Source organism: Lysinibacillus sp. FSL M8-0216 (assembly GCF_038595555.1).
Taxonomy (GTDB): Bacteria; Bacillota; Bacilli; order Bacillales_A; family Planococcaceae; genus Lysinibacillus; species Lysinibacillus fusiformis.
This window is the reverse complement of sequence record NZ_CP152007.1, coordinates 1,687,471-1,711,118: the sequence shown is the minus strand read 5'-3', so window position 1 is coordinate 1,711,118 and position 23,648 is coordinate 1,687,471. Positions and strand designations below refer to the sequence as shown.

At 36.6% G+C, this 23,648-nt stretch carries 19 protein-coding genes; 4 read left to right on the top strand and 15 right to left on the bottom strand.

The features are described from left to right. Positions 1-68 precede the first annotated feature (68 nt). Complete coding sequence (locus MKX57_RS08015; protein WP_089985071.1) at positions 69-755, top strand: phosphoribosylaminoimidazolesuccinocarboxamide synthase; 687 nt, start codon at positions 69-71, stop codon at positions 753-755. A 133-nt stretch (positions 756-888) separates the two neighbouring features. Next, positions 889-1,542 carry a Yip1 family protein gene (locus MKX57_RS08010; protein ID WP_089985073.1) on the top strand — a complete coding sequence of 218 codons (654 nt, stop codon included), beginning with the start codon at positions 889-891 and terminating at the stop codon, positions 1,540-1,542. 39 nt (positions 1,543-1,581) lie between these two features. Here MKX57_RS08010 and MKX57_RS08005 read toward each other — a convergent pair whose 3' ends face one another. The 6 genes from MKX57_RS08005 to MKX57_RS07980 all read right to left on the bottom strand — a co-directional run bounded on the left by MKX57_RS08005 (position 1,582) and on the right by MKX57_RS07980 (position 10,668). Continuing rightward, positions 1,582-3,330: a methyl-accepting chemotaxis protein gene (locus MKX57_RS08005; protein ID WP_089985075.1), complete on the bottom strand. Its 1,749-nt coding sequence runs from the start codon at positions 3,328-3,330 to the stop codon at positions 1,582-1,584. A 227-nt stretch (positions 3,331-3,557) separates the two neighbouring features. Further along, on the bottom strand, positions 3,558-4,760 hold the full coding sequence (locus MKX57_RS08000) for a malic enzyme-like NAD(P)-binding protein (protein WP_025115085.1): 1,203 nt from the start codon (positions 4,758-4,760) through the stop codon (positions 3,558-3,560). A 395-nt stretch (positions 4,761-5,155) separates the two neighbouring features. Beyond that, positions 5,156-5,986 (bottom strand): MBL fold metallo-hydrolase, encoded by an 831-nt coding sequence (locus MKX57_RS07995; RefSeq protein WP_008176358.1) that lies wholly within the window; start codon positions 5,984-5,986, stop codon positions 5,156-5,158. 14 nt (positions 5,987-6,000) lie between these two features. Beyond that, a complete protein-coding gene (locus MKX57_RS07990) occupies positions 6,001-6,165 on the bottom strand; it encodes a hypothetical protein (RefSeq protein WP_239354441.1) in 165 nt (54 codons plus the stop codon). Positions 6,166-6,236: 71 nt separating this feature from the next. Then, a complete protein-coding gene (locus tag MKX57_RS07985) occupies positions 6,237-7,046 on the bottom strand; it encodes a sulfurtransferase (protein WP_239354440.1) in 810 nt (269 codons plus the stop codon). A gap of 10 nt (positions 7,047-7,056) precedes the next feature. Further along, positions 7,057-10,668 (bottom strand): dynamin family protein, encoded by a 3,612-nt coding sequence (locus tag MKX57_RS07980; RefSeq protein ID WP_239354439.1) that lies wholly within the window; start codon positions 10,666-10,668, stop codon positions 7,057-7,059. Positions 10,669-10,932: 264 nt separating this feature from the next. On the opposite strand from MKX57_RS07980, the gene MKX57_RS07975 reads away from it, so the two are divergent. Further along, on the top strand, positions 10,933-11,355 hold the full coding sequence (locus MKX57_RS07975; protein ID WP_239354438.1) for a DUF4183 domain-containing protein: 423 nt from the start codon (positions 10,933-10,935) through the stop codon (positions 11,353-11,355). Between the two features lie 491 nt (positions 11,356-11,846). On the opposite strand, the gene MKX57_RS07970 is transcribed toward MKX57_RS07975, so the two are convergent. The 9 genes from MKX57_RS07970 to MKX57_RS07930 form a co-directional block, all read right to left on the bottom strand. After that, complete coding sequence (locus MKX57_RS07970; protein ID WP_342550885.1) at positions 11,847-12,740, bottom strand: hypothetical protein; 894 nt, start codon at positions 12,738-12,740, stop codon at positions 11,847-11,849. Positions 12,741-13,026: 286 nt separating this feature from the next. Continuing rightward, positions 13,027-14,100 carry an EAL domain-containing protein gene (locus tag MKX57_RS07965; protein WP_258955925.1) on the bottom strand — a complete coding sequence of 358 codons (1,074 nt, stop codon included), beginning with the start codon at positions 14,098-14,100 and terminating at the stop codon, positions 13,027-13,029. Between the two features lie 262 nt (positions 14,101-14,362). Beyond that, positions 14,363-16,099 (bottom strand): methyl-accepting chemotaxis protein, encoded by a 1,737-nt coding sequence (locus MKX57_RS07960; RefSeq protein ID WP_043990122.1) that lies wholly within the window; start codon positions 16,097-16,099, stop codon positions 14,363-14,365. A gap of 96 nt (positions 16,100-16,195) precedes the next feature. Then, positions 16,196-17,638 (bottom strand): HAMP domain-containing sensor histidine kinase, encoded by a 1,443-nt coding sequence (locus MKX57_RS07955; RefSeq protein WP_342550884.1) that lies wholly within the window; start codon positions 17,636-17,638, stop codon positions 16,196-16,198. Next, positions 17,631-18,293 carry a response regulator transcription factor gene (locus MKX57_RS07950; RefSeq protein WP_008176378.1) on the bottom strand — a complete coding sequence of 221 codons (663 nt, stop codon included), beginning with the start codon at positions 18,291-18,293 and terminating at the stop codon, positions 17,631-17,633. Before MKX57_RS07950 ends, MKX57_RS07955 begins: the two co-directional genes overlap by 8 nt. 228 nt (positions 18,294-18,521) lie before the next feature. Next, a complete protein-coding gene (locus MKX57_RS07945; RefSeq protein ID WP_008176380.1) occupies positions 18,522-18,833 on the bottom strand; it encodes a hypothetical protein in 312 nt (103 codons plus the stop codon). A 31-nt stretch (positions 18,834-18,864) separates the two neighbouring features. Beyond that, a complete protein-coding gene (locus MKX57_RS07940; protein WP_043990124.1) occupies positions 18,865-19,548 on the bottom strand; it encodes an ABC transporter ATP-binding protein in 684 nt (227 codons plus the stop codon). 12 nt (positions 19,549-19,560) lie between these two features. Further along, positions 19,561-20,976, bottom strand: coding sequence for an ABC transporter permease (locus MKX57_RS07935; protein ID WP_107921800.1), 1,416 nt, complete (start codon positions 20,974-20,976; stop codon positions 19,561-19,563). Positions 20,977-21,363: 387 nt separating this feature from the next. Beyond that, positions 21,364-22,638 carry a cation:dicarboxylase symporter family transporter gene (locus MKX57_RS07930; protein WP_025115097.1) on the bottom strand — a complete coding sequence of 425 codons (1,275 nt, stop codon included), beginning with the start codon at positions 22,636-22,638 and terminating at the stop codon, positions 21,364-21,366. A gap of 347 nt (positions 22,639-22,985) precedes the next feature. Between MKX57_RS07930 and MKX57_RS07925 the strand changes: the two genes are divergently transcribed. Then, positions 22,986-23,636: a DUF1232 domain-containing protein gene (locus MKX57_RS07925; RefSeq protein ID WP_342550883.1), complete on the top strand. Its 651-nt coding sequence runs from the start codon at positions 22,986-22,988 to the stop codon at positions 23,634-23,636. The last annotated feature ends 12 nt before the right edge of the window (positions 23,637-23,648 follow it).

Sequence of the window (23,648 nt, the reverse complement as noted above, 5' to 3'; positions counted from 1 at the left end):
TTTAATATTAAACATTTAGAATATTCGTGTTATAATTTTAGAGTACTATGAATATTGGAGGTCTATTTGTGGAATTAATGTATACAGGGAAAACGAAGAATGTGTTCAAATTAGAAGATGGTCATTATTTATTAAAATTTAAAGACGATGTAACAGGTGAAAACGGCGTGTTCGACCCAGGCGCTAATACGGTTGGCTTAACAATTGATGGTGCTGGCTTAGCGGGTTTACGCTTAACTTCTTATTTCTATTCTAAATTAAATGAACAAGGTGTTCCTACTCACTATGTAGATGCCAACTTTGATGATGCAACAATGACTGTAAAGCCTGCAACAGTTTTCGGAAACGGTTTGGAAGTAATATGCCGCTTTAAGGCTGTTGGTTCCTTCTTGCGACGCTACGGTGCCTATGTGAAGGAAGGCCAAGATCTTGATGCCTTTGTGGAAGTTACCATTAAAGATGATGATCGCCAAGATCCTCCGATCTCTGAAGATGCATTAGCTATGTTAAACCTGTTAACACACGAAGAATATGCCATTTTAAAACAACGTACAATTGAAATTTCTAAATTTGTTGGAACTGAGCTTGCTAAAAAGGGCTTAACGCTTTATGATATTAAATTGGAGTTTGGCCGTGATGCCCAAACTAACGAAATTTTATTAATCGATGAAATTTCTGGTGGTAATATGCGTGCTTACAAAGGTGAGCAATACATTGAACCATTAGAGCTTGAAAAAATGATGTTAAGTCACTAATAAGAGCCGCCTTTGTGCGGCTCTTTTGTTATGAAAATAACTTATTTTTACTTTCTACGAAACTTTTCACTGTATCACTCGTATACTAACTATGCGTAACATGCAATTATTCTATTATTTTGGAGGTAGTTTGATGGAAAACTTTAATGACACACAGAAAGAAGAAAGGCCAAAGGTGAATCCGTTTATATCCGTTTGGTTACATCCAAAGCAAACCGCTCGCTATATGATTAACGAAAAATCAATCGGCTTTGCTATTTTGATTATGTCCATCGGTTATATCGGTTCTATCATGTCAGGGCTGACGGATTCGGAGTTTTTCACTGACCTTTCCCCTTGGTTATTGGCTTTACTGTGTGTAATCTTTGCTCCAATCGCTGGTATTATCGGGACAGCTATATCTGCTCTAATCACATGGCTATTTGGTAAACTATTTAAGGGTACTGGCACGTATTCAGACTTATTTAAAGGGCTGAGCCTTACAGCTGTACCATTTATAGTGCTTATTCCATTTTATTTAATATGGTTATTCACTTCACCAGAATCTTTACTAGATCCAAACTTTATGGGCTCACTTCCATGGATTTTTTGGCCAGCTATTTTAGCTTCTATTGTTGTAACTATTTGGTCTTTCGTCATTTCAGTCGGTGTGGTAGCAGAAGCACACCAAATCTCTAATTGGATGGCCTTTTTCACTATCTTTATTCCTGGAATTATTTTATTCATCTTGTTCTTCGTTCTTTTCTTCATTATTCTCGTTGGGATTATTGGTGTTGGCATGATGTAAAAAAATCTCCCCTCTCATTTAAGAGAGGGGGAGATTTTTTTATAGTTTAAATTGGGCAATCAATGTCTTTAATTCTAAAGCTAATGTTGATAATTGGGCTGATTTCCCCGCCATAACCTCCATTGAGCTACTTGTCTGTTCTGTTGTCGCCGTCGTTTGCTCCACACCTGCCGCAGATTCTTCTGCGACCGCAGCGATTTCTTGAATAGCGCTATTCATTTTTTGACCATCTTCAGTTACTTTTGATAAATTACTGGAAATCAATTGAACACTTTCCACTACATCATTAATAGAATTACTAATCGTCGAAAACGTTTCACTCGTAGCTTTAATTTGATTGGTACCCTCTTTTACTTCCTGATAGCCATCCTCTAATGAGCTCGTAACGACATCAAAATCTTGCTGAATATTTGTGACAATCGATGTAATATCATTGACAGAAAAGGCTACTTGTTCTGCAAGCTTACGTACTTCATCCGCAACTACCGCAAATCCTTTGCCATGTTCCCCAGCTCTAGCAGCTTCAATCGCGGCATTTAAAGCTAATAAATTCGTTTGATCGGCAATATCTTTAATGACCACCACCAATTTTGAAATTTCCTGTGCTTGGGCATCTAAATTTTTTACTTTCTCTACGGCATTTTGTACTATGCCATCAATCTTACTCATTTGAGAATTCGAAGATGTCATGAGCTGACTTCCTTCATTGGTTAAGCCTAATACTTCAACAGAAGATTGATGAATATGCTCCCCATGCTGATTTGTTTCACGTAAATCAGCAGTAAAACGTTCCATCAAGGACGTTAATTCGTTAGAATGATGCGCTTGTCCCTCTGCACCAGATGCTAATTCATTCATCGTAATTGCTACTTGCTCAGCACCCATATTCACTTCATTAGCTGATTGTGATAGCTCCTTACTGGATGTATTAATTAAATCAGACGCTTGAGCAATATTGTGTATCATGTCCTTCAATTTAGCTTGCATTTGATTCATAGCGTTTGCCAGTTTGCCAATTTCATCTTTTGAGCGAATCGACATATTTTCTTGCGTCAAATCACCCTCCGCAAATCGCTCCATCGCTTGGACCACTCGGTTTATTGGCTTAGCCATACTACTCGCGTATTGCCAAATTACAAATAGCCCGATCATAATAGCCACGCCAATCACAACAAGCGTTAATTTCAAAATACTCTCCGCGGGCTTATTAAAGTCTGCTAAATACGTACTGGCACCAATGACCCATCCCCAATACGGATCCGTTTCTGCATAGACCCCTTTTTCTTCTAGTTGATCAGAATTTGGTAATGGCCACGAATACGAGGCAAATCCACCACCTTCATTCCCCTTCGCAATGATTTCCTGCATATACTTAACCCCATTGTCATCTTGCTCATCCCAGACATTATTTCCCTCGATATTTGGATGCGCAATAGAGTTCCCCTTTTGGTCCACAACAAAAATATAACCACTCTCACCTAGTTTAATATTTTTATTAATAGGACGCTTTCCATCACTATCCATTTCACCTAAAATAGCGACCTTCACTTTCTCTTGCGCTTCATCTAAAGATAAATTGCCTGCCTCTACCTCTTGATTAAATTGTTCAATCATGGCAATGGTCATTTCCACACTGTTTCTTAAATTTTCTTTTCCCACCGACTCTAAATTTGATTTACTTTGTTGATAGCTTAGATAGCCTAAGGTAATAAGGGGAATCATTAAAAGCAATAAAGAGAAAGCAATCAGCTTGGCTTTAATGGACCGGAATTGAACGAATGTTTTCATGTATTTTATCTCCTCTTTTATAGACTAAAGACCCATTTTTCTTTAAAAATATTACAACATTATGTATTTATACTTTACAATAAATTGCACAATTTATTACCTTGTACTCACCAATTTTATTACATAAAAAACTAAACAACAACATTTTTCGAGCAAATTCGATAAAAAATGTAGAAAAGCATATCTTTGCTTTTCTACATCTGCTGTATTTCAATATCTTTTATTTGTTAAACTGATAGCGCAGTAGTTTGTTGGAATAGTTCCGACACGCCAGATTCGACCGCTGCTCCGCTAACTGCACGAGAGACAATTGCAACGACACGCTCATCCAAAGATTTCGGAACAATATATTCCTCCGCGAGCTCCTCGTCACTCACAAGAGAAGCAATTGCTTCCACTGCAGCAAGCTTCATAGTTTCATTGATATCCGTCGCACGTACATCTAATGCACCACGGAAAATGCCAGGAAAGGCAAGGACATTGTTAATTTGATTTGGATAATCCGAACGACCTGTACCCATAACTCGCACTCCCCACGCCTTCGCATTTTCATACGTAATTTCTGGATTTGGGTTAGCTAATGCAAAGACCACCGGGTTTTCATTCATAGATGCAATATGCGCCTCTGTTAATAGATTAGCTACCGAAACACCGATAAAGACATCTGCCCCAACGAGCGCGTCACTCAACGTACCATGTATTTTCTCTGGATTTGTTAAATGAGCAACCGCCTCTTTAATCGGATTCATCCCTTCTTTACGTCCCTCATAAATAATACCTTTTGTATCACACATAAAAATATTTTTATAGCCCATTTGCACAAGAATTCGCAAAATAGCGATCCCTGCTGCACCCGCGCCATTGATGACAACCTTCATTGTGGCAATATCCTTTTGCACAATACGATTGGCATTAATCATAGCGGCACCTACTACAATTGCTGTCCCATGCTGATCATCATGGAATACCGGGATATCACATTCCTGACGCAGCCGATCCTCAATTTCAAAACATCTAGGTGCTGAAATATCCTCTAAATTTACCGCCCCAAACGTAGGGGCAAGCGCCTTCACAATGCTGACGATTTCATCCGTACTTTTTGTATCTAAACATATTGGAAAAGCATCAACATTGGCAAAACGCTTTAACAAAATCGCTTTCCCTTCCATAACTGGTAATGCAGCTTTAGGCCCTATATCGCCCAATCCTAAAACTGCTGTACCATCTGATACAACTGCCACCATATTCCCCTTCATTGTATAGTCATAAACCAACGATGGATTTCTTTCAATTTCCACACACGGTGCGGCCACTCCAGGTGAATAAGCAAGACTTAGATCATAAGAATCCTGTACCGGTACTTTTGAAATCACCTCTAATTTACCACTATAGTGTGCATGCATTTCTAATGCTTTCTTCATGACATCCATTCCATCCCATCCTTTTCCCTTTGTTTTTCATTATATTTTAGAATCATATTACTTTGTGAAAATATAGTCAATGAATTTTCTGTCAATTTATTTTTTCTTTCGAAAATGCATTATTACAAGACTTCTTATACATTTTTCTGTCAAATTAAGTTTTTCACAATCAATTATTTTGAAATAATTAACATCCTATAATGAGTAGTGGAAAATGTACAACTATCGCCTTTCAAGCTGTTCAATATTTCACATAGTATTTTTCTTGTGTAAATGAGAATTTTTTCACAAACTTATGTAAGCGTATCCATTGAGCCAATTGAGTTTGTCACAATTTATCCACATTTTTTCACAAAGTTTTTTATTATTGGTGTTACAGCTTTTAAGCCCAACAAAAAAGAGCCCTATTGCAAGGACTCCTGTGTAAAGTGACGGATAAAAGCATTGATTATATGTTTAGAGGACCATTGATCGCCAGACACTTTAACAATGGGATATTCTCGAGGGAAAATACTGGACGTCATCTCCTCTACTGAATAACCTTGTTGAAACAAGTGACGAACCTTCTCTTCCATTTCTTCAATATACGCTATTTTTTCTAGTATTCTATTTCGTCCATTGGCTAAATAGCCTGCATGACAACAATAAATTTCTTTAAAGTCATAGTTTAATAATTTCTTTAAGGAAGCTAAGGTATGTACAATATTTTCTTCATCGAGTACTACCTTGGTTTTCGTTTGAATGTATAAATCTCCCGTGAACATAGCACCTGTTTGGCGATTATAGAAAGCTAGGTGATCTGTCGTATGTCCAGGTGTTTCAATAACATCCCAGATAGCTGTTTTCGTCTGCAATGTAGTCCCTATCGGCTGCGCTAGAAAAGCCGGCCGCTCCCCCCATAATGCTTGACGATACAAAGGATAATCCCCATCCTGCGTACAAGTCTGAAGAGACTTACCATGAAGATAAATAGGTACATCCCTTTGTTGCTGAAGCCACGCGGCATTACCCGCATGATCCTCATGCGCATGAGTTAAGGCAATTTGCTCCATTGGCAAGTCTTTAAAGAAAGATTGAAACTCCTGTGCCAGCGAATTAGAGCCTGTATCAATTAATAAACCATCTACAAAAAAACTATACACACTCATACCAAAGCCCTGAATTGCTACCTTTCCAAGTGCACATTGTACATCACCGTGGTGTTGAACAACTATGCTCGTCTCACGTTTAAACATCCACTTTCCCCCTTTTAAAAGAGTGTAGCATAAAATGAATGGTGAGTCATTTTGACTTTTTTGGCTCTATCCGTCGGTTTTGGCTTTCTATCCGCTAGTTTCAGCTTTCTATCCGCCACTTTTGGCATCCTATCCGTCACTTTCTTCTTTCTATCCATCACTTCCCCACTTCTATCCATCACTTTCCCCCGCACCCGATCCACCTCTCCAAAAAAAACGCTCACCTAAGTGAGCGTTTTTGCTGTGATCCTTATTCATTTGTACCTTTTTCAACATCGTATTGTGTAATCCAATCACTAAAGCTACCTACATATAATTGGATGTTTTCATAGCCTTCATCCGCTAATACGGCATAGAGTGGGGATGCGGTTACACCACTGCCACAGTAGACAACTACATGTTCATCTGGAGCCACTTTTTGACGCAATGCATCATTGGCCTGCAACTGACCGCCCTTCTTTAATTGCTCCCAGTCAAAGTTTTTCGCGGTTGGTATGTGGCCCGCTACTTTATCTAATGGCTCAACTTCCCCACGGTAACGCTCAGCCGCACGAGCATCTAGTAAAGTCGCTTTGACTTCACCGTCCACAATTGCCTTTACCGCTTGGCGTGGAGCATAAAGCTCATCCTTCCAGACAAAATCAATAAAGGTTGGTGGGTATTTAACAACATCTTTTGTAAATGGTATTTTCATTTCCAATGCAGATGCGCCCCCATTAACAATGACCACATTTGGGAAACCAGCATACGTCAGCATCCACCAAGCACGTGGAGCGAATGGTGCTGCTCCTTGATCATAGATAGCGATTTGATCTTCATAACGTAAGCCTAATTCTTGAAATATCGACGTCAGTTTTTCTTTGTTCGGCATTGGGTGACGACCGTCTTTACTGTCCATATCAGATAGCTGCTGCTCTAAATCAATATAGATTGCTCCTATTGCATGACCTTCTTCAAATGCTTTTTTTCCAGCTTCTTTGTCTTGTAAATCAAAACGAGCATCGATAAAACGGACACCATCAAACTGAATTTCATCCACTGATTTGAACACTTTTCCCATAGGAATCACCTCATGCGTATTGTAATTGTGCGTAAATCGCTTTCCAAGAAGCTAAACGGCTTTCTTCTTGAAGCGCCAATCTTTCTGTTTCTATTTGCTCAAGCGCTTGATGATAAATATATAAACGTAATTTTTCTGCTTCCTCTGCAATAAATGTAATCGCCCATGTCATGAGAGAAACTTTCTGTGCATCTAAATAATCCTGTGCATCTGGTTTTGTCAATGTTTCTAATGCCTCGCTCAGCTTCACTTTTTCATTCTTCTCAAAGAAAGCTTTTTGATTGCGGAAGTGAGATTTTACGCTCGCATATTTCGAAATCTCACCAAATGGACCTTCAAAATCAAGTAAATTTGGCTCAGAAGATTCAAATGCTAAGAACGAGAAGCTACGGTTAAGCTCTTTTAGCTCACGTACTTCATCTTTAAAGCGATGCTGCATTTTCTTGCTAATAAACTGTGATAAACGGAAGTTTGTAACACGCATTTCCTGTGTAAAGTCGAAACGTAAGCTTTGCATTACTTCCTTCAATGCATGCTCCAATGCCTGCTGTGCTGGCATTGCCGCAAATGTTGAAGGATTATACCCTTCCTTAAAGAATTCAGGGTAACGATAGTAGACACGCTGTAGAACATAATAGAGAAGCTCATCAAGCTCTTGCTTTGTCTCACTTTCCAGCATACTTGTATTCAGCACACTAAACTTCGATTGAACATGCTTTTCAAGTACTGTTAATTCCTCTAAACGCTCATCCTTACGTTTTAGGTTTTCCTCTGTTTGCGCAATTAAGTCCGCTAAACGTTGTTCTGTTTTATCAACTTCCTCCGCAAGAGCCTGCACTGCTAATGCACTCAATTCATCATTTAAGAATGTATGGAAGTCATTTTCAAACGGTGGCATACCAGATGCTAAGTCTGAACCTTCTACCTTTTCATTTAACGCTAGAAGACTTGATACACCATACAGTCGTGGGAATCGAATTCCAAAACGCTGTAATTCTTGACGAACATAGCCTTTTACATCTTCCTGCTCCTCATCTGTTGTCGCTAAATCAATAGCATTTACAATAAAGAACATTTTATCCAGTTCAAATGCATCTTTTACACGACCAAGCTGAATTAAAAACTCACGGTCAGCTTTGGCAAATGCATGATTATAATACGTAATAAATAGGATGGCATCCGCATTCCGAATATATTCAAAAGCTACACCTGTATGTCGAGCATTAATGGAGTCTGCTCCTGGCGTATCCACCAATGTAACGCCCATGCGTGTTAATGGACTATCATAATAGAAGTCGATATTGTCTACAAAGCATGATTTATTTTCTTGTGCAACAAATTTTTCAAATTCAACGCGATCCACTCGAATAATAGTTCCAAGCTCAGACTTGAATGATGGATACCCCTCTTTATAGGCACGAATAAATGATTTGTGCACATTTAAACGCTCATCTGTCAACTGGACAGCAAGCCCTTCGTCAGCACGATTATACGCTTCCTCCAATGAGTGGACAGATAAGCCAATCGCTGCATACGACCCTTGAATATCCTCTAACATTTGTTCAGCTGTTTTCAGCTGGACATCGGCCGTTTCATGAGGATGCTCTGGTGTAACTGGACGAATTTTATTGATAGCTGCGGTTGTTGGGTTTGGCGATACAGGTAATACCTTCGCTCCCATCAATGCATTCGAGAAGGATGATTTTCCAGCACTAAAAGCCCCAAACAAAGCAATCGTAAAGTCTTTTTTCTGTAGGCGTTCTACTTTATTTTCTAGATATTGAGCAACTTCAGCAAAACCTTGTACTTCTTTTACAGCATTGGCGGTATGCAGAGCACGATTAATCACACCATCGATTGGCAGACTCGTCGCACTAACAGTTTGCTGCGCTTCTTCCTGCTGAATGACTTGTTCTTTTGGTTGTAGCATGGACTCATCAAACAAACGAATCTCTGCTAAATCCTGTTTAAAGGAATTTTCCCAATTTGTTAGCTGCTCATTCGCAACCTTGCGGATTTCATTGCTCGCTTGATGCATAATGGTCGCACTATATTGTTGGTAGCCTTCGATTTCAAGTACAGCCTTAATAGCATCCACTTTATCCTGCATGCCTGCCATCTTTAACTTCGAAGGAGCCGCTGTTTCAGTTGCCACCGCTTCTAATGTTGTCGCTTGTGCTTTTTTCCAGCTATCTGTTTCCTGAATAAAATAGCGCTTTGTTGCCTCTGCCACACGGTTGGCAAAGTTTAATACTGCGTCACCTGTTAACAATGCTCCTGTTTGAACTTGCTGTTCAATTAATGCAAAAGGCAAATCAAATGGATAAGCATCAATAGCTGACGCACGTTCTTCATTTAAGGCACCGACGTCCTTCAATGCATTTTTCATAAGACCCTTTAAATGCCCTGTAATTTGCGCATGGACAACATTTTGATAGGCACTATAAGCATCTTCTTTACGACGGTTACGCTCTTCCTCTGTTTTTTTCTTCGCAGTAAAGAGCCCTCCTACCTTAAAGCCCTCCTGCATACTTTCTAAATAAAGACGTAAGCGATCACGTAAGTCAGCTGGCATAATGGCAGCATTGGCAAGCAATTCTTTTCGCTGCTCCTCAAATGTTTCGTTCCACGCCTCGACAGAGAACAGCTCTACCTGACGATTTAACTTGTTGTATTGCTCTAAAATATCTTGGTGGTTTGCCCAGTCATCTGCACTTAAAATCTCTTCATCTAACGCTAGACGATCCTCTTTTTCTTCTATTAAATAATTGTCATGCTCGCTTTGTAATAAACGCAATGTATTTGTTGCTGTTTGGACAAGCTGATCCTGCCAATCGTTCATACTATCCATCACAATTTTCTTGACGGCTTCAAAATCGTTATGTGGGTGGTCAGGCTCTCTCAATGATGTGAAAAATACACCTTTCGGCACAACGCCCCACGCCGCAAAGGAATTATGAACAGTTGCTTTAAACTCTTCAAAGCTCAACTCATTTTCTTTATGCTTATCAATCATATTAACAATCAAATAAACATTTGGATTATATTTCATTAATTGCTTCGTGAATTGAAAATTCAACTCCGATTGCACATGGTTGTAGTCCATTGTATAGAATACGATATCGGCAATATGGAGTGCAGATTCCGTCGACATACGGTGTGCATCATCTGTGGAGTCTACTCCAGGTGTATCCATCACGGTAACGCCAAACGGTAGTGTTGACGCACTATGACCAATTTCAATTTGAGATACCAAATCCCCATTTTTACTAAGCTCTTTGACCGTTTTAAAATCATAGCCTGCCTCAAATTTAACAGGCTTTTCATTGTGCATATAAACAATCGCAAAGTCTTCCTCTGATTTATGCACTTTAACAATATTTGCACTTGTTGGAATCGGACTTGATGCTAATAAATTCTCGCCAGACAGCGCATTAATCATACTCGACTTCCCGGCTGAGAAATGGCCTGCAAACCCAATCACATACTCTTTTTGCTGAATTTTACGAGCAAAAAGTGATGTTTTATTCATGCGCTCCGTATCACCATTATGCTGATATATTATGTATTGCAAAGCGGCTTGCTTTAGTAGCCCCTCCAATTGTTGATCAAAATCTTTCATGAAACCAGTAACCCCTTTTTCGTTAATTATTCATAATTAGTATTCTACCTTATTCAACTAGCAAAGTATAACACTAATTTACGGTAAAAAGCATGTATGCCAACGCTTCTATCCAACTAGTATTTATGAAAAAAGCATGGTTGTCTGAAATAATCTTTATCGAATGATAGATGCTCAACTAGATTGAATTTTATTTTCTTCATATTTTATAGTAACTGAATTCGGGGCAAAGGTTAAATTTATAAGAATGGAGTGTGATAACACATGGTCAACCCTAAGCATGGTCAAATAAGTAATAAAAGCTGTGATTGTAGCAATGAGGATCGATTTATTTGGCCCCGTATAAAAGCCTCTTATGGTCCAATCGTCCCTCCCACCGAAGTTGTCCCAGAAGGAGTAGTCATTCCAACGATTAACAGATATTTTTACATTTTAACAAGCGATCTTGATTTAACAAACGGAACAATCCTACCCGCTACTCTCTTTTGGAATGATCAGACAGATCCCATTACTGAATTCGTGATTTTTTCACCAAATGGCTATGTCAATTTGTATATTAATGCTGTTATGCAAGAGGGCGGTATTTATACACTATCAAACACGGCCTTAACCATTACTCCTTACGATGGCACATTATTTAGAGGAACGCCCATCATAATTGAATCATTAGGCTTCACCATAAAATAAAGACCATAATGGGCGTAAATGAATGGCATTTCTATAGTCAATTATTTTTTGTAAGGAACGGGTATTTCTAACAGATAGCTGTTAAAAGTTTGTTTCTTAGTTAGGACAGCTGAAAAAAACCGAAAGCTCCAATCCATCATCTATTAGATTTGGGTTGAAGCTTTTTTTACGTGACTATCACAAAAGGGTTTTAGGGAATGAGTATGATTATAGGGGAAACAGCAATTCATATTTGTCGGAACGCTGCAAACAGTAGATTTTCTTATAACGTTCACTGATGCAATGAACTAGTTGCATGATTGTCTTATTATGCGAAATTAAATATCCTACACATTAAAAAGCACCAATACATGTAAAAAAACTACGAATGTATCGGTGCTTCTGTATTCTTATTACTATATTGTCACTTTTACTTTTATTTCTTATATATTAGGTTGCCTGTTACTTGGTTTATAATGGAGAGTTTCTCTACTTTTGAGGTTTCTTGAAAGTTACTTTACAGGTTTACTTGCTGGCCCACTCACTTTATTTTTATCATCCTTCAACCCTAGCGCTTCATCAAGTTGCTTCATCGCTTCTTCTTTCGTTAGTGTACCCGCTTCTACTTGGTCAAAAATGGTTTGCACCTTTTCTTTTGAAATTTCATTAGCATTCGATGGTTTACTTGTAGGTTTTTTATCTCCGTTCAACCCTAGCGCTTCATCAAGTTGCTTCATCGCTTCTTCTTTCGTTAGTGTACCCGCTTCTACTTGGTCAAAAATGGCTTGCATCTTTTCTTTTGAAATTTCATTAGCGTTCGTTGGTTTACCTGTAGGTTTTTTATCTCCATCCAGCCCTAGCACTTCATCAAGTTGCTTCATGGATTCTTCTTTCGTTAGTGTACCCGCTTCTACTTGATCAAAAATGGCTTGCATCTTTTCTTTTGAAATTTCATTAGCGTTCGTTGGTTTACCTGTAGGTTTTTTATCTCCATCCAGCCCTAGCACTTCATCAAGTTGCTTCATGGATTCTTCTTTCGTTAGTGTTCCCGCTTCTACTTGATCAAAAATGGCTTGAACCTTTTCTTTTGAGATTTCATCAACGTTCGATGGTTTACTTGCAGGACCACTCACTTTATTTTTATCTCCCTTAATGCCTAGCGCAGCATCAAGTTGCTTCATAGATTCTTTTTTTGTTAGTGTACCCGCTTCTGCTTGATCAAAAATGGCTTGCACCTTTTCTTTTGAAATTTCATCAACGTTCGTTGGTTTACTTACTTGACCTACCACATATTCACTTTTCTCACTCACTTGAGTTGGTGCCTCTGCTGCAAATGCAGACCCCATCGTGGATAGTGCGAATACGGCACCTAAAGTAGTAACAGCTAATCTCTTTTTCTTTTTCATGTTTTTATTCTCCTTTTAAGATGTATTTTGTCTTACAGGTTTTATAATAGAGGCAGTATCTGTAGTTCATATGGTAATAGGGTGGAGAATTTCTAGAGATTTCCTGGAGATTATCTGGAGTTCCCTTCTTTCTTATTGTTCACCTTCACCACAACTAATAGAAAAGGTTTTATACAGCAAAAAACGCCCCCCATCAGGGGATTGCGTTTTTTTGCTGTCGTTTTATTTTTCTAAATATCCCCTTCATGTCGACAGGGTATTCTTTTGTTGTCGTACTATACTTAGTCTAGCAATTGTCATTCATAAATTTCGTCAATTCATTTATTGTTAGTGGTTTTGATATGTAATAGCCTTGTATTGAATCGTATTGGGCTTCAGATAAGGTATTAAGCTGCTCAACATTGTCTACACCTTCTATTATTACTTCTAAATCTATGGCCTTGATAATATTTGTCAGCAGCTCCATTACCTTTTTATTTGATTTCCCACTAATAAACAACCTATCTAGTTTCACTCCATCAAGGGGCAGTAAGGACATATATTGAAAATTCGAGTTTCCAGAACCAGAGCCGAAACCATCAATAAATATAATATGACCTCGATCACGTATAATTTTTAGATTTTCACTAGCTTCTATCCCCATTATAGTTTCCTCAGTTATTTCAAAAGCAATTCGGTTATTGTTAGTAATACCAATTTCATCTAGATGTTCGATTAACCAAGTAATATCTTTGATTAATGGCGCTGATAAATTAATAGAAACATAAACGACTTCATTATATCTACTCAATAAATCAACAGCTTTTTTGATAATATTCTTGGTTAATTCTATTAAACTTTCTATATTTAAAATTGGAATACATATACCCGGAGAGATAGAACCCATCTCTTCCCACCGCCATTTACTTAGTGCTTCAAAGGATAATTGCCTATTATGGTGTAATATCGGTTGGAAGACTATTTCAAACTCTTCAGTTACTAAACCTTTCTGTGAATTACACTCTTTTAGTTCATCGCTAGTTATGTTTTGCAAATAGACTTGTCTAACGTAATTTAACGCAGGAAGTTTTCTATCTTGGACATATAGATAGTGTATCTTTAAATATTCAATATTTGATAGTTCTTGACTAATTAAACGAGCTTGGGACTGAGCATGACAGACTAATAGAAATTCCTTATCAAATACTCTATACCATTCCACTTTTGGTTGATACAAAGTTAGCTTTCTCCTAACCACATCTATACATTTAGAAAGGTCCAAGTCATGCCAACTGATAATCGTAATGTATACTATTGTGAAAGATTTTTTATGTTCAATACTTTCTAATACAGATTTTCGATTTGATTCAAATAATGTCATACCGGTCTCCATCCTAATTCCTCCAATAGGGTCGTTTCAACCTCCATCTTTTATCAAAAAATTACTATTATATTATTTTATAAAGCTAATCTGTAGTCCATATGAATGTCGTGTGAAGTTTATGTGGAATATCAATGGATACCATTTTGAACTCTATTAAAAATAGCTAACAAATTTACGTGTTCATAAATTTGTTAGCTCAATATTCTTTTTACCATAAGAATATGTCTCTACTTTTATAAACCTTACCAAATATAATGATTCATTCGTTGGTTTTAAAGTTTGATACTAGATTTTGAAGCTCCTGAGACATCTCTGCTAAAGAACGAGAAGCAAATGTCATCTCAATCATAGTAGCAGACTGTTCTTCCGCTGCTGCAACAACCTGTTGTGTGTAACTCGATGACTGATCGGTAACATCTTTGGTTTTCAGTATTTCATTTACTAAAATCTCTGTATTAGCATTAATTTCTTGAATTTCCGTAGAGACAGATGAAAGTTTATTGTTAATCATGTCTACATCAGCTGCTATTTCATCAAATGTTTTCCCAGCGTTTGCAACATAACGTATACCCGTTTCAACTACACTTTTTCCTTCATTGACAATTTGTACTGTATTTTGTGTATGAAGTTGTATTTCACCTATTAGAGTAGAAATATTATTAGCTGCATTTCCTGATTCCTCTGCTAGTTTTCTAACTTCATCAGCTACAACAGCAAAACCTTTCCCTTGCTCCCCTGCGCGCGCGGCTTCAATCGCTGCATTTAAAGCAAGTAAATTGGTTTGTGCTGCAATGCTAGTAATGACATTAATAATTTCACCAATCTCTTGTGATTTACTTTCGAGCAATAGCATGGCTTTATTTGTCATTAAGTTCTGTTTATTTATTTGATTCATTTGTTCAACGGACTGTGTAATCACTTCATTACCAGAAAGAGAGACTTTAGAGGTTTCAATGGATAGGTCATTTAATTCTTTAATATTTTTCGTAATTGCTGTAAGACTCGATGATATCTCTGTAACGGAATGATTTGCTTCTTTCATTCCAACCAGTTGCTTTTCTTGTCCTGTAGAAATTTGCTGAATAGCCTTCGTAATTTCATCTGAAGCCGTGCTTGTCTGTTCACTACTCGCAGTAAGTTGTTCAGATGTAGCCGCAACTTGTTCGGCTGAGTTCGAAACGGTTTCAATCATTCCTCTTAAATTTGTAGTCATCGTATTTATTCCTGTTGCTAATATACCTAACTCATCCTTATTTTTAACGTTTAAATACGTAAAGGTTAAATGTTGATTGGCGATCTTTTCAACTCTGTCAGTAATCATTTGAACTGGAATGGCTAAATGTCTGGAAAATAAAAATATAACGATTACACCTATTAAAATACTGATACTAAGAGTAGTGATAATCGTGTATTGAATTAAATGAATGCCATGATTAAATGAAGCCATGAAGCTACTAGCGCTTACCACCCAACCCCAGTTCGGATCAATAGCAGAGTAGGCTATTTTATCCTCTTCTGCATCAGGGTCGTTGGGCATTGCTCTAGCGTAATATGTAAAATCCCCGCCATTTTGTGCTGCGTTTATCATATTTTGTACCATATAAACCCCATGACTATCGACACTTTCCCACGCATTTTCTCCTTCTGAGAATGGATGAGCAATCCTATCTCCATCCGCTCCGTAAATGGCAAAATAGCCGTCCTCACCTAAATCAACATTTGTCGTTATTTCACGGGTACCATCAGTTCGTAAATCCCCAATTAAATTTTGTTTTACTTTCTCTTGGGCTTCTTCTAAAGTTATTTCACCAATTTGAACGGCATAATTCATTGAATCAATTAATTGAAGTGCCATTTCTACATTATTTTTTAGCATCCTCTCTCCCAAATCATCCAAGTGCTTGTTAGCAGAATTATAACTGCTCACGCCTATAATTAAACCTGGAATTAATAATAGGCTCAATGAAATAATAATTAACTTTGTTCTTATCTTCATTTTCAGTCGATCTCCTATCTAATATAAGACTCAATAAATCTAATTACTTTATTGAGTCATCTGTGTATGCTTTTGAGACGCCAATCTTCGTACCATTTATTTAATTTGAGGAAATGTAACTAAAAATCGAATGCCATTTTCAACATTATTAAAAGAATAATTTATAGAGAGTGATGTAAATATTTGCTTGACGATATATAAGCCTAATCCACTCCCACCCGTGTTCCTATTTCTTGATTTTTCGAGTCTATAAAAAGGCTGAAATAATTGTTGTAGTTCCTCTGCTTTAATTTGTACACCGGTATTAATGACTTGGATTTGAATTTGATTTTCTTTGGAATCCTCCGTCAATTCTAAATAGACTGTTTCTCCTTGTGGTGAATACATAATTGCATTATGGATAATATTTTTAAATGCTTTTTCTAGTAAATCATTATCTGAAAATACGTAAAGATTCGGGGGAATTTTATTTATAACAGTAATCTCCTTTTGAGATGCAAAAAAAACGAGGTCTTTCATTATCGTCTCAATTAAATTTGAGAGATTTGTTTCTTTCATTTGGATTTTAAATATATTTTGTTCTAGTTTGGACATACTCAAAATTTCACGGACAAGTTGTTCCATGCCCTCTATAATTTTATGGTTTTTTTCTAAATAGAAGTCACGATTTTCATAAGGTCCGATATTATAAATCATGCCTTCTATATATCCCTTCATTACAGTGAGTGGAGTTTTTAACTCATGTGCAACTGTAGCAAAAAATTCCCTCCGTTTTGTTTCGATTTTTCTTTCTCTTTCAATATCATCTTTTAATTGTTCATTGGCTATTCGTAAATCATCCATTGTTTTTTGCAAATTATTCGACATCTCATTTAAACTATTAGATAGCTCCTCCAACTCATCATTAGAACGAACTACTATATTTTCTGAAAAATCGAGATTTGCCATCTTTTGTGCACGTTCATTTATATAGAGAAGTGGTTTTGTAATGAACCTTGAATATAAATAGGCACTGCCCAAGCCAATACAAACAACAATGATACTTATATAAGGAAGAAAACGTACTAAAACCTGAGAGGCCTCATCGATGGGTTGAAATGTCGCGAATACAGTAACCATTAAATTACGTTCATTCAGAAATTGTATGGGCAAGGAATGATTAAAGGCATTAACATTTTCTTCATTTTGTGATGTTTTTCCGGTAATAATGGATGATTGCGTATTTCCTTGAAAATTAAAAGAAGGCGAATAGATAATATTTCCGTTCTTTTCTTGTAGGTAAATGATTGCATTATTTTCTTTGGAGTACTCATCCAAAAGCTCTTTAGCTTCTCTTACTGTTAAACTCTTAGATTTATGAATTATTTCTGCTATGCCGGATTGAAGCTGATTTGTTTTATATTGCTCGTAGAATGTTGGAAGGAAGAAGTATAAAGTTAAATAAATTAAGACCGCAAACGATAGCAATATAAGTGAAGTAATCATAAAGAGCTTATAGGTTATTTTTTTCATCTTCATGAAGTTTACAATCCTATTCATCGATTTTGTATCCGATACCCTTTACAGTTTTAATATAGGGTAAATTTAATTTTTTTCTTAAGTTTTTTATATGAGTATCAATCATCCGTGTTTCTCCCGAATAATCGTATCCCCAAACTTTTTCTACTATGATCTCTCTAGTGAGCACTTTTTTTTCATTATGGAGTAGTAGTTGTAAAATTTCGAATTCTTTTGTAGTTAAAGGTATTTCCTCCTTATTTACATAAGCTTTATACCCGTCACAGTCGACATTCAGTTCATTAAAATTTAAATGATTACCCCAATTTTTATGATTGCTTCTTCTAAGAACCGCTTGTACTCGTCTGATCAGCACATGAAATGAAAACGGCTTAGTAATATAATCATCAATGCCAAGATCAAAGCCTTTCATTTGATCTTGTTCTTCTTCTAACGCAGTTAAAAATATAATGGGTATATTAGATTGATTGCGTAGCATTTTGGCCACTTCAAATCCATTGAGATTCGGCATCATAACATCAAGGAGAATTAAATCAAATGATTGTGTATTTAATCTTTTTATTCCCTCTACTCCATCAGATGCCACCTCAATCGTATAATTTTGTGTCATCAAAAACTGCTTAATTAATTCTTGAATTTCTAAATCGTCTTCTACTACTAAAATATTATAGTTCATTAAGATATCCCCCCTAGTTAGCCATTATAACCACGCAATCTGTAGTTTATGTGAAGATACCTACATTATTTCCTAAAAAATTTTATATGAATCCTACGATCAAAGTCATACATCCATATCATAAGAACAACATAACCTTCAGGTACAAAAATCCCCAAAGATTCATAGGTTAAATTTACAAATCTTTGGAGGTTTTATGTTGTTTTTTACGATAATTATGAAAGAAAATTAATACGGAGATGTTGAACCTTGTATACTTTCTTCTGAATGAGGTGTGGATGGATCCCACTGCTCAGGCATTTGTCCACCAGATTTTGATGTGAACTCCTCCCATTGTTCTGGGGTCAGTTTACCTCTCGGTTTTGGAGATTCCGAATCCCCCTGAGCCGGATTCCTTTCATCTAAATACGAATTATAACCCTGATACATATTGCTTTCATTGTCACCTAAGTCACCATTGAAGGCAACTAAGTTAGTAAGCATTCCTATAGCTATACCAATAGAGACTAAGCCTAATGAGGTTACTATTTTTGTCCACATTTATACCACTCCCATTCTTGGATTAGCTAAGTTACTTATTCAGATTTTCACAAACTAAATTGCGTTTCTTAAGGTAAATAATCTTATCAGATTGTTTGGCTACTTCTTGTGAATGCGTCACAACAATAATACATTTATTTTCTTGATGGGCTAATTCCTGAAATAGTTCAACGATTTCAGCCGAGGTTTTCTCATCTAAATTACCCGTCGGCTCATCCGCAATTAATAAATCCACATCACTAGATAATGCTCGAGCAATAGCTACACGTTGTTGTTGACCACCACTAAGCTGTAAAACCTTTCTTTTTGCTTCTATTTCGGTCAAGCCTACCATTTCTAATAATTCGAGAGCTCTTTTCTTTTTATCTTTTACTTTAACCCCTGTAATTTCCATTGCTGTTACTACATTTTGAAGGGCCGTCATGTACGTTATCAGATTATAGGATTGAAAAATAACCGAAACAAATTTATTTCTATATTTATCCAAACCAATTTTTCTTATATCTTTTCCCTTATAAAGCACATGTCCTTCCTTCGGGTTATCTAAGCCACTTGCCAAACTAAGTGCTGTTGTTTTTCCTGAGCCTGAAGGACCTAAAACGCTATAGAAACAGCCTTGCTCAAACGTAAAATTCACATTCTCTAGTAAAGTATTCTTCCTGTTATTACTTACATAATAATAATATAGGTTTTTAAATTGTAATATTGTGTCCATATGGGACTCCTCCTACTCATCTTTTAATAGTATTTCTTTTGGATTTAAGCGAAGAATGGATAGTGCTGGAAGAAGCGTCGATAATATGGCAATTAACAGTCCTAATCCACCTAACTTCAACACATCTTGTGAAGTTATACTTACATCAATATCATCGATAGGCTCCACATCATTATCTTGCTTATTCATCATGCCAAATGAGAATCCTAAATTATTAGATTCTTGTTGATTTTCTTGAGAGGCAATAACCTCTTGCTGTAATAAACTATCTCCCATTTTTTGAGACACTGTCTCACCTGTAATTGTAGAAATACCAAATGCTAGTAAGGCTATACATAATACTTCTACTAATAGTTGGCCAATTAATTTTCTCTTTTTCTCACCGATTGCTAAGAGTATGCCTAATTCTTTACGTCGCTCTTTTATGGTTAACATAATAATAAGAGCTAAAATAATTGATCCTGTAATAGATACTAAATAGACCATCCATTTTGAAGTAGCAGCAATATTCTCAATAGGACCAACCATTTTCTGATATAAAGCATCATGTGCATCTAACTTGAACAAATCAAAATCGATATTGCTTTTCTTTGCGTCGGTTTTGAAATCTGCTATATTTTCTGGATCATTTAAGTAGTAGATAGCTTCATTAATGACTGAATTTTTTTCACCGCTCTCTTTCGTCGAGTCATAATTTGTGTATAGTTTGTTAGATGGATGCATCATAGCTGGTAAATTTTCCTCGAAGTCAGTTATACCAGAATTTTTATATACTCCTATTATTTCCAACTCTACTTCAGTCGTCCCTTCCATTGATTGGACCTTTATCATATCGCCAACTTGAAGCTCGTTTTGTTCTGCTAATCGCTTTTCAACTAGCACTACTTTCCTATTCTTATCCTCAGGTGTAATTGAACGACCTTCCATTATTTCATGTGTTCCATCCGTAAATTCTTGCAATAATTCAGAACTTCTCACACCTTGAAGAAACGTATTAGGCATTTTCATATTTCCAGAGACACTACTACCAACTGCACCGCTTACCCCATCATCACCTTCAGCATCGTTAATAGGTGTGTAATCATCTGCTACAACCATGTCACTTTTAAGATAGTTATAGTCTATTACATATGGTGATTTAGCTAACCGATCTGCATCATCTGCAAAAAGCTCAGGGTGTTGTATTTTTCCGTTTGGATTTTCTTGTCGCTGCTTTGCCACGTTTTCCATAAGCTTTTCTTCATCCATTCGAAGACTTACGTCTACACCTAATGTTTGTCTAGCATGGTCATTCGCCTTCTGTGACACATTTTGTATGGCGAAGCCGGCTAATACTAAATTGGAAACTACTAAAAATACTGTAAATAATATAATCGATTTCCCTTTCCTTGCCTTCACACTTAAAAATGCACGTTTGATAAAATTCATTTCCTTACCTCCTTGGTAGTTCAAATATATTTGACCTATCTGGAGTTAATATGGAGTGCGTGAAAACTTTATCTAGAGAATTAAGGGGGTTTATGTGAGTCATTTACTAAATTCTCAAACATGAGCTGCTAAACACGAAGTAACATACCCAGTTCTACTGTTAAGTCAAAGTAGGTCAACAAGAAAGGAATGCAGCAGATGAAGGCTACACATATAACATAATTCCAACAATTGAAAGCGAGAATTAAGTTTAATCTTATAAAGTCTTTAGACAATACTAATCTAGTAGACTTAAAAAACACCTTTACGTTGATTGATTATGGTTAAAACCATTTATCGACGAAAGGTGTTTTCTATGTTAACTTACACTAAATATTGTGATAAAGTTTAGGCTAAATTTTCATTATCCTTAAAGTAATTTTTCATTTTCACTGTATCAAAACGGCCTTCCCATTTCGCCATTACTAATGACGCTAATGAGTTACCAATTACGTTAACAACTGTACGTCCCATATCCAGGATACGGTCAATACCAGCGATAAATGCTAGACCTTCTAACGGAATGCCGACAGTACCCAAAGTGGCAAGAAGTACTACGAAAGATACCCCTGGAACCCCTGCAATCCCTTTCGATGTAACCATCAATACAAGCATTAACGTAATTTGTTCACCAATGCTTAGGTGAATACCGTACATTTGCGCAATAAATAATGCAGCGATCGCTTGGTACAGCGTTGAGCCGTCTAAGTTAAAGGAGTAACCGGTCGGGATAACAAAGGATACAATATCCTTTGGAGCCCCTAATTTCTCCATTTTCAACATAATTCGTGGCAACACAGCCTCTGAACTTGCTGTTGAGAATGCTAAAATGAGCTCATCTTTCAGTACTTTAATTAAAAATAATATATTGACACCTACGAATTTTGCAACAAGTGCAAGAATCACAAATATAAAGAATAGCATTGTAGCGTAAACAAGGATAGCCAGCTTAGCTAAAGGTATTAGAGAGGCGAATCCATATTTGGAAACGGTTACACCAATTAAACCAAATACCCCGAGTGGCGCAAATTTCATCACAAGGTTAGTTACCCAGAACATCGCATCTGCTACCCCTTGGAAGAAGTCTAAAACTGGTTTACCTCGATCGCCAATGGCCGCAACACCTAAACCAAAAATAACAGCAAAGAATATGATCGCAAGCATATCGCCTTCACCCATTGACTGAATGATATTGGTCGGTACGATGCCTACAATAATATCAAACGGTCCTTCATGCTGTACTTCTTCTGTAGTTGACACGTATTTTGAAATATCTCCTTGAGATAGCTCGTTCATGTTTAAACCTGCGCCAGGCTGGAAAATATTCGCGGAAAGTAATCCAACTACGATAGCTACTGTTGTAATAATTTCAAAATAAATAATGGATTTCCCGCCTAATCGTCCAAGCTGTTTCATGTCTCCAGTACCAGCAACACCTACGATTAACGTCGAAATAATAATCGGCACAACAATCATCTTAATTAAATGCAGGAAAATATCCCCTAATGGTTGTAAGTAGGTTTCAATTTTGGGGTTGCCATAAAAAATACCACCAACAATAATCCCTAAAATCAAACCGATTAAAATTTGACTGGCTAAACTAATTTTAAATTTCTTTTTCAATCCTTCGTACCTCCTCATATTATTTTTTTGGGGCTTGCCTAATAATAAGAGATACTTATAGAATCCGACAAAATCCGATGAAAAAACTTTTGTTTTTTTTAGAAAAGTCAGAATATAAAGCTTGTTCGCTTCTTACAATTAAGTGCATTCTACCTTTATTTATCAGGCATTCACCGCAATTTGAAAACATTCCAAAACGCTAATAAGCCTTCAACTAATCAAATGTAAGCATGCTACCGTTATTACTTCCATTTGGCAGCATTTCATTGCCGAGTGTTGACAATTTGTCAACATCATTATACACTTCTGTTCAACAGTTATTTTTAATGAAGAAGGGAGAATCGAATATGACGGAAATGAAAGAAAATACGACTTTAGGTTTATTGTTGAAAGAGCTATTGAAAGAACGTTCATTATCTATGCGAAAGTTTAGTGAACTAACAGGAATCGATACGGCTACGATTTCACGGATTATTAATCATAAACGAAAAGCTACCCCACAACATGTAGAAAAATTCGCTGAATGTCTTGGTGTTCCTTTTATTCAGCTATTTGAAGCAGCGGGATATCCTATGGAACAAAGACAAGAAGAGTCACAATCAGATATTCACACCTCAGTTGATGCCATACAAACCTTTCTTAAGGCATCAAATGTATACGACAATCAGTTTTCAGTGCAGGAGGTTGAAAAAAAATTAGACGATTATGGACTATTTTCTCAAACGGAGGAAGGCAAACATACCATTCATACGAGTTTTAATGAAAAGATTCAAAAAGTAGGTAGTGTTGGACCATTTATAAATAAGCTAAAAGAGTTATATGAAAAATTTACAACAGATAAAGGTACACTATTTGAATTAACAATAATCGGAAGTACATTATTATATTTTATTATTCCTGTAGATGTAATTCCGGATTATGTATTTCCTATTGGATATTTAGATGATGCAATAGCTGTACAACTTACCGGAAAATCTTTGTTGAAAAATAACGGATAGGTGGATTTATTA

What these genes read in the sequence shown, in the direction of transcription:
- MKX57_RS07955 (WP_342550884.1), bottom strand. Translation starts at nt 17,638, where the DNA reads ATGAATAGGATTGTAAACTTCATGAAGATGAAAAAAATAACCTATAAG.
- MKX57_RS07980 (WP_239354439.1), bottom strand. Translation starts at nt 10,668, where the DNA reads ATGAAAGATTTTGATCAACAATTGGAGGGGCTACTAAAGCAAGCCGCT.
- MKX57_RS07925 (WP_342550883.1), top strand. Translation starts at nt 22,986, where the DNA reads ATGACGGAAATGAAAGAAAATACGACTTTAGGTTTATTGTTGAAAGAG.
- MKX57_RS07960 (WP_043990122.1), bottom strand. Translation starts at nt 16,099, where the DNA reads ATGAAGATAAGAACAAAGTTAATTATTATTTCATTGAGCCTATTATTA.
- MKX57_RS07965 (WP_258955925.1), bottom strand. Translation starts at nt 14,100, where the DNA reads ATGACATTATTTGAATCAAATCGAAAATCTGTATTAGAAAGTATTGAA.
- MKX57_RS07975 (WP_239354438.1), top strand. Translation starts at nt 10,933, where the DNA reads ATGGTCAACCCTAAGCATGGTCAAATAAGTAATAAAAGCTGTGATTGT.
- MKX57_RS08010 (WP_089985073.1), top strand. Translation starts at nt 889, where the DNA reads ATGGAAAACTTTAATGACACACAGAAAGAAGAAAGGCCAAAGGTGAAT.
- MKX57_RS07985 (WP_239354440.1), bottom strand. Translation starts at nt 7,046, where the DNA reads ATGGGAAAAGTGTTCAAATCAGTGGATGAAATTCAGTTTGATGGTGTC.
- MKX57_RS07970 (WP_342550885.1), bottom strand. Translation starts at nt 12,740, where the DNA reads ATGAAAAAGAAAAAGAGATTAGCTGTTACTACTTTAGGTGCCGTATTC.
- MKX57_RS07950 (WP_008176378.1), bottom strand. Translation starts at nt 18,293, where the DNA reads ATGAACTATAATATTTTAGTAGTAGAAGACGATTTAGAAATTCAAGAA.
- MKX57_RS07995 (WP_008176358.1), bottom strand. Translation starts at nt 5,986, where the DNA reads ATGTTTAAACGTGAGACGAGCATAGTTGTTCAACACCACGGTGATGTA.
- MKX57_RS07945 (WP_008176380.1), bottom strand. Translation starts at nt 18,833, where the DNA reads ATGTGGACAAAAATAGTAACCTCATTAGGCTTAGTCTCTATTGGTATA.
- MKX57_RS08005 (WP_089985075.1), bottom strand. Translation starts at nt 3,330, where the DNA reads ATGAAAACATTCGTTCAATTCCGGTCCATTAAAGCCAAGCTGATTGCT.
- MKX57_RS07935 (WP_107921800.1), bottom strand. Translation starts at nt 20,976, where the DNA reads ATGAATTTTATCAAACGTGCATTTTTAAGTGTGAAGGCAAGGAAAGGG.
- MKX57_RS07940 (WP_043990124.1), bottom strand. Translation starts at nt 19,548, where the DNA reads ATGGACACAATATTACAATTTAAAAACCTATATTATTATTATGTAAGT.
- MKX57_RS08000 (WP_025115085.1), bottom strand. Translation starts at nt 4,760, where the DNA reads ATGGATGTCATGAAGAAAGCATTAGAAATGCATGCACACTATAGTGGT.
- MKX57_RS07990 (WP_239354441.1), bottom strand. Translation starts at nt 6,165, where the DNA reads ATGGATAGAAGTGGGGAAGTGATGGATAGAAAGAAGAAAGTGACGGAT.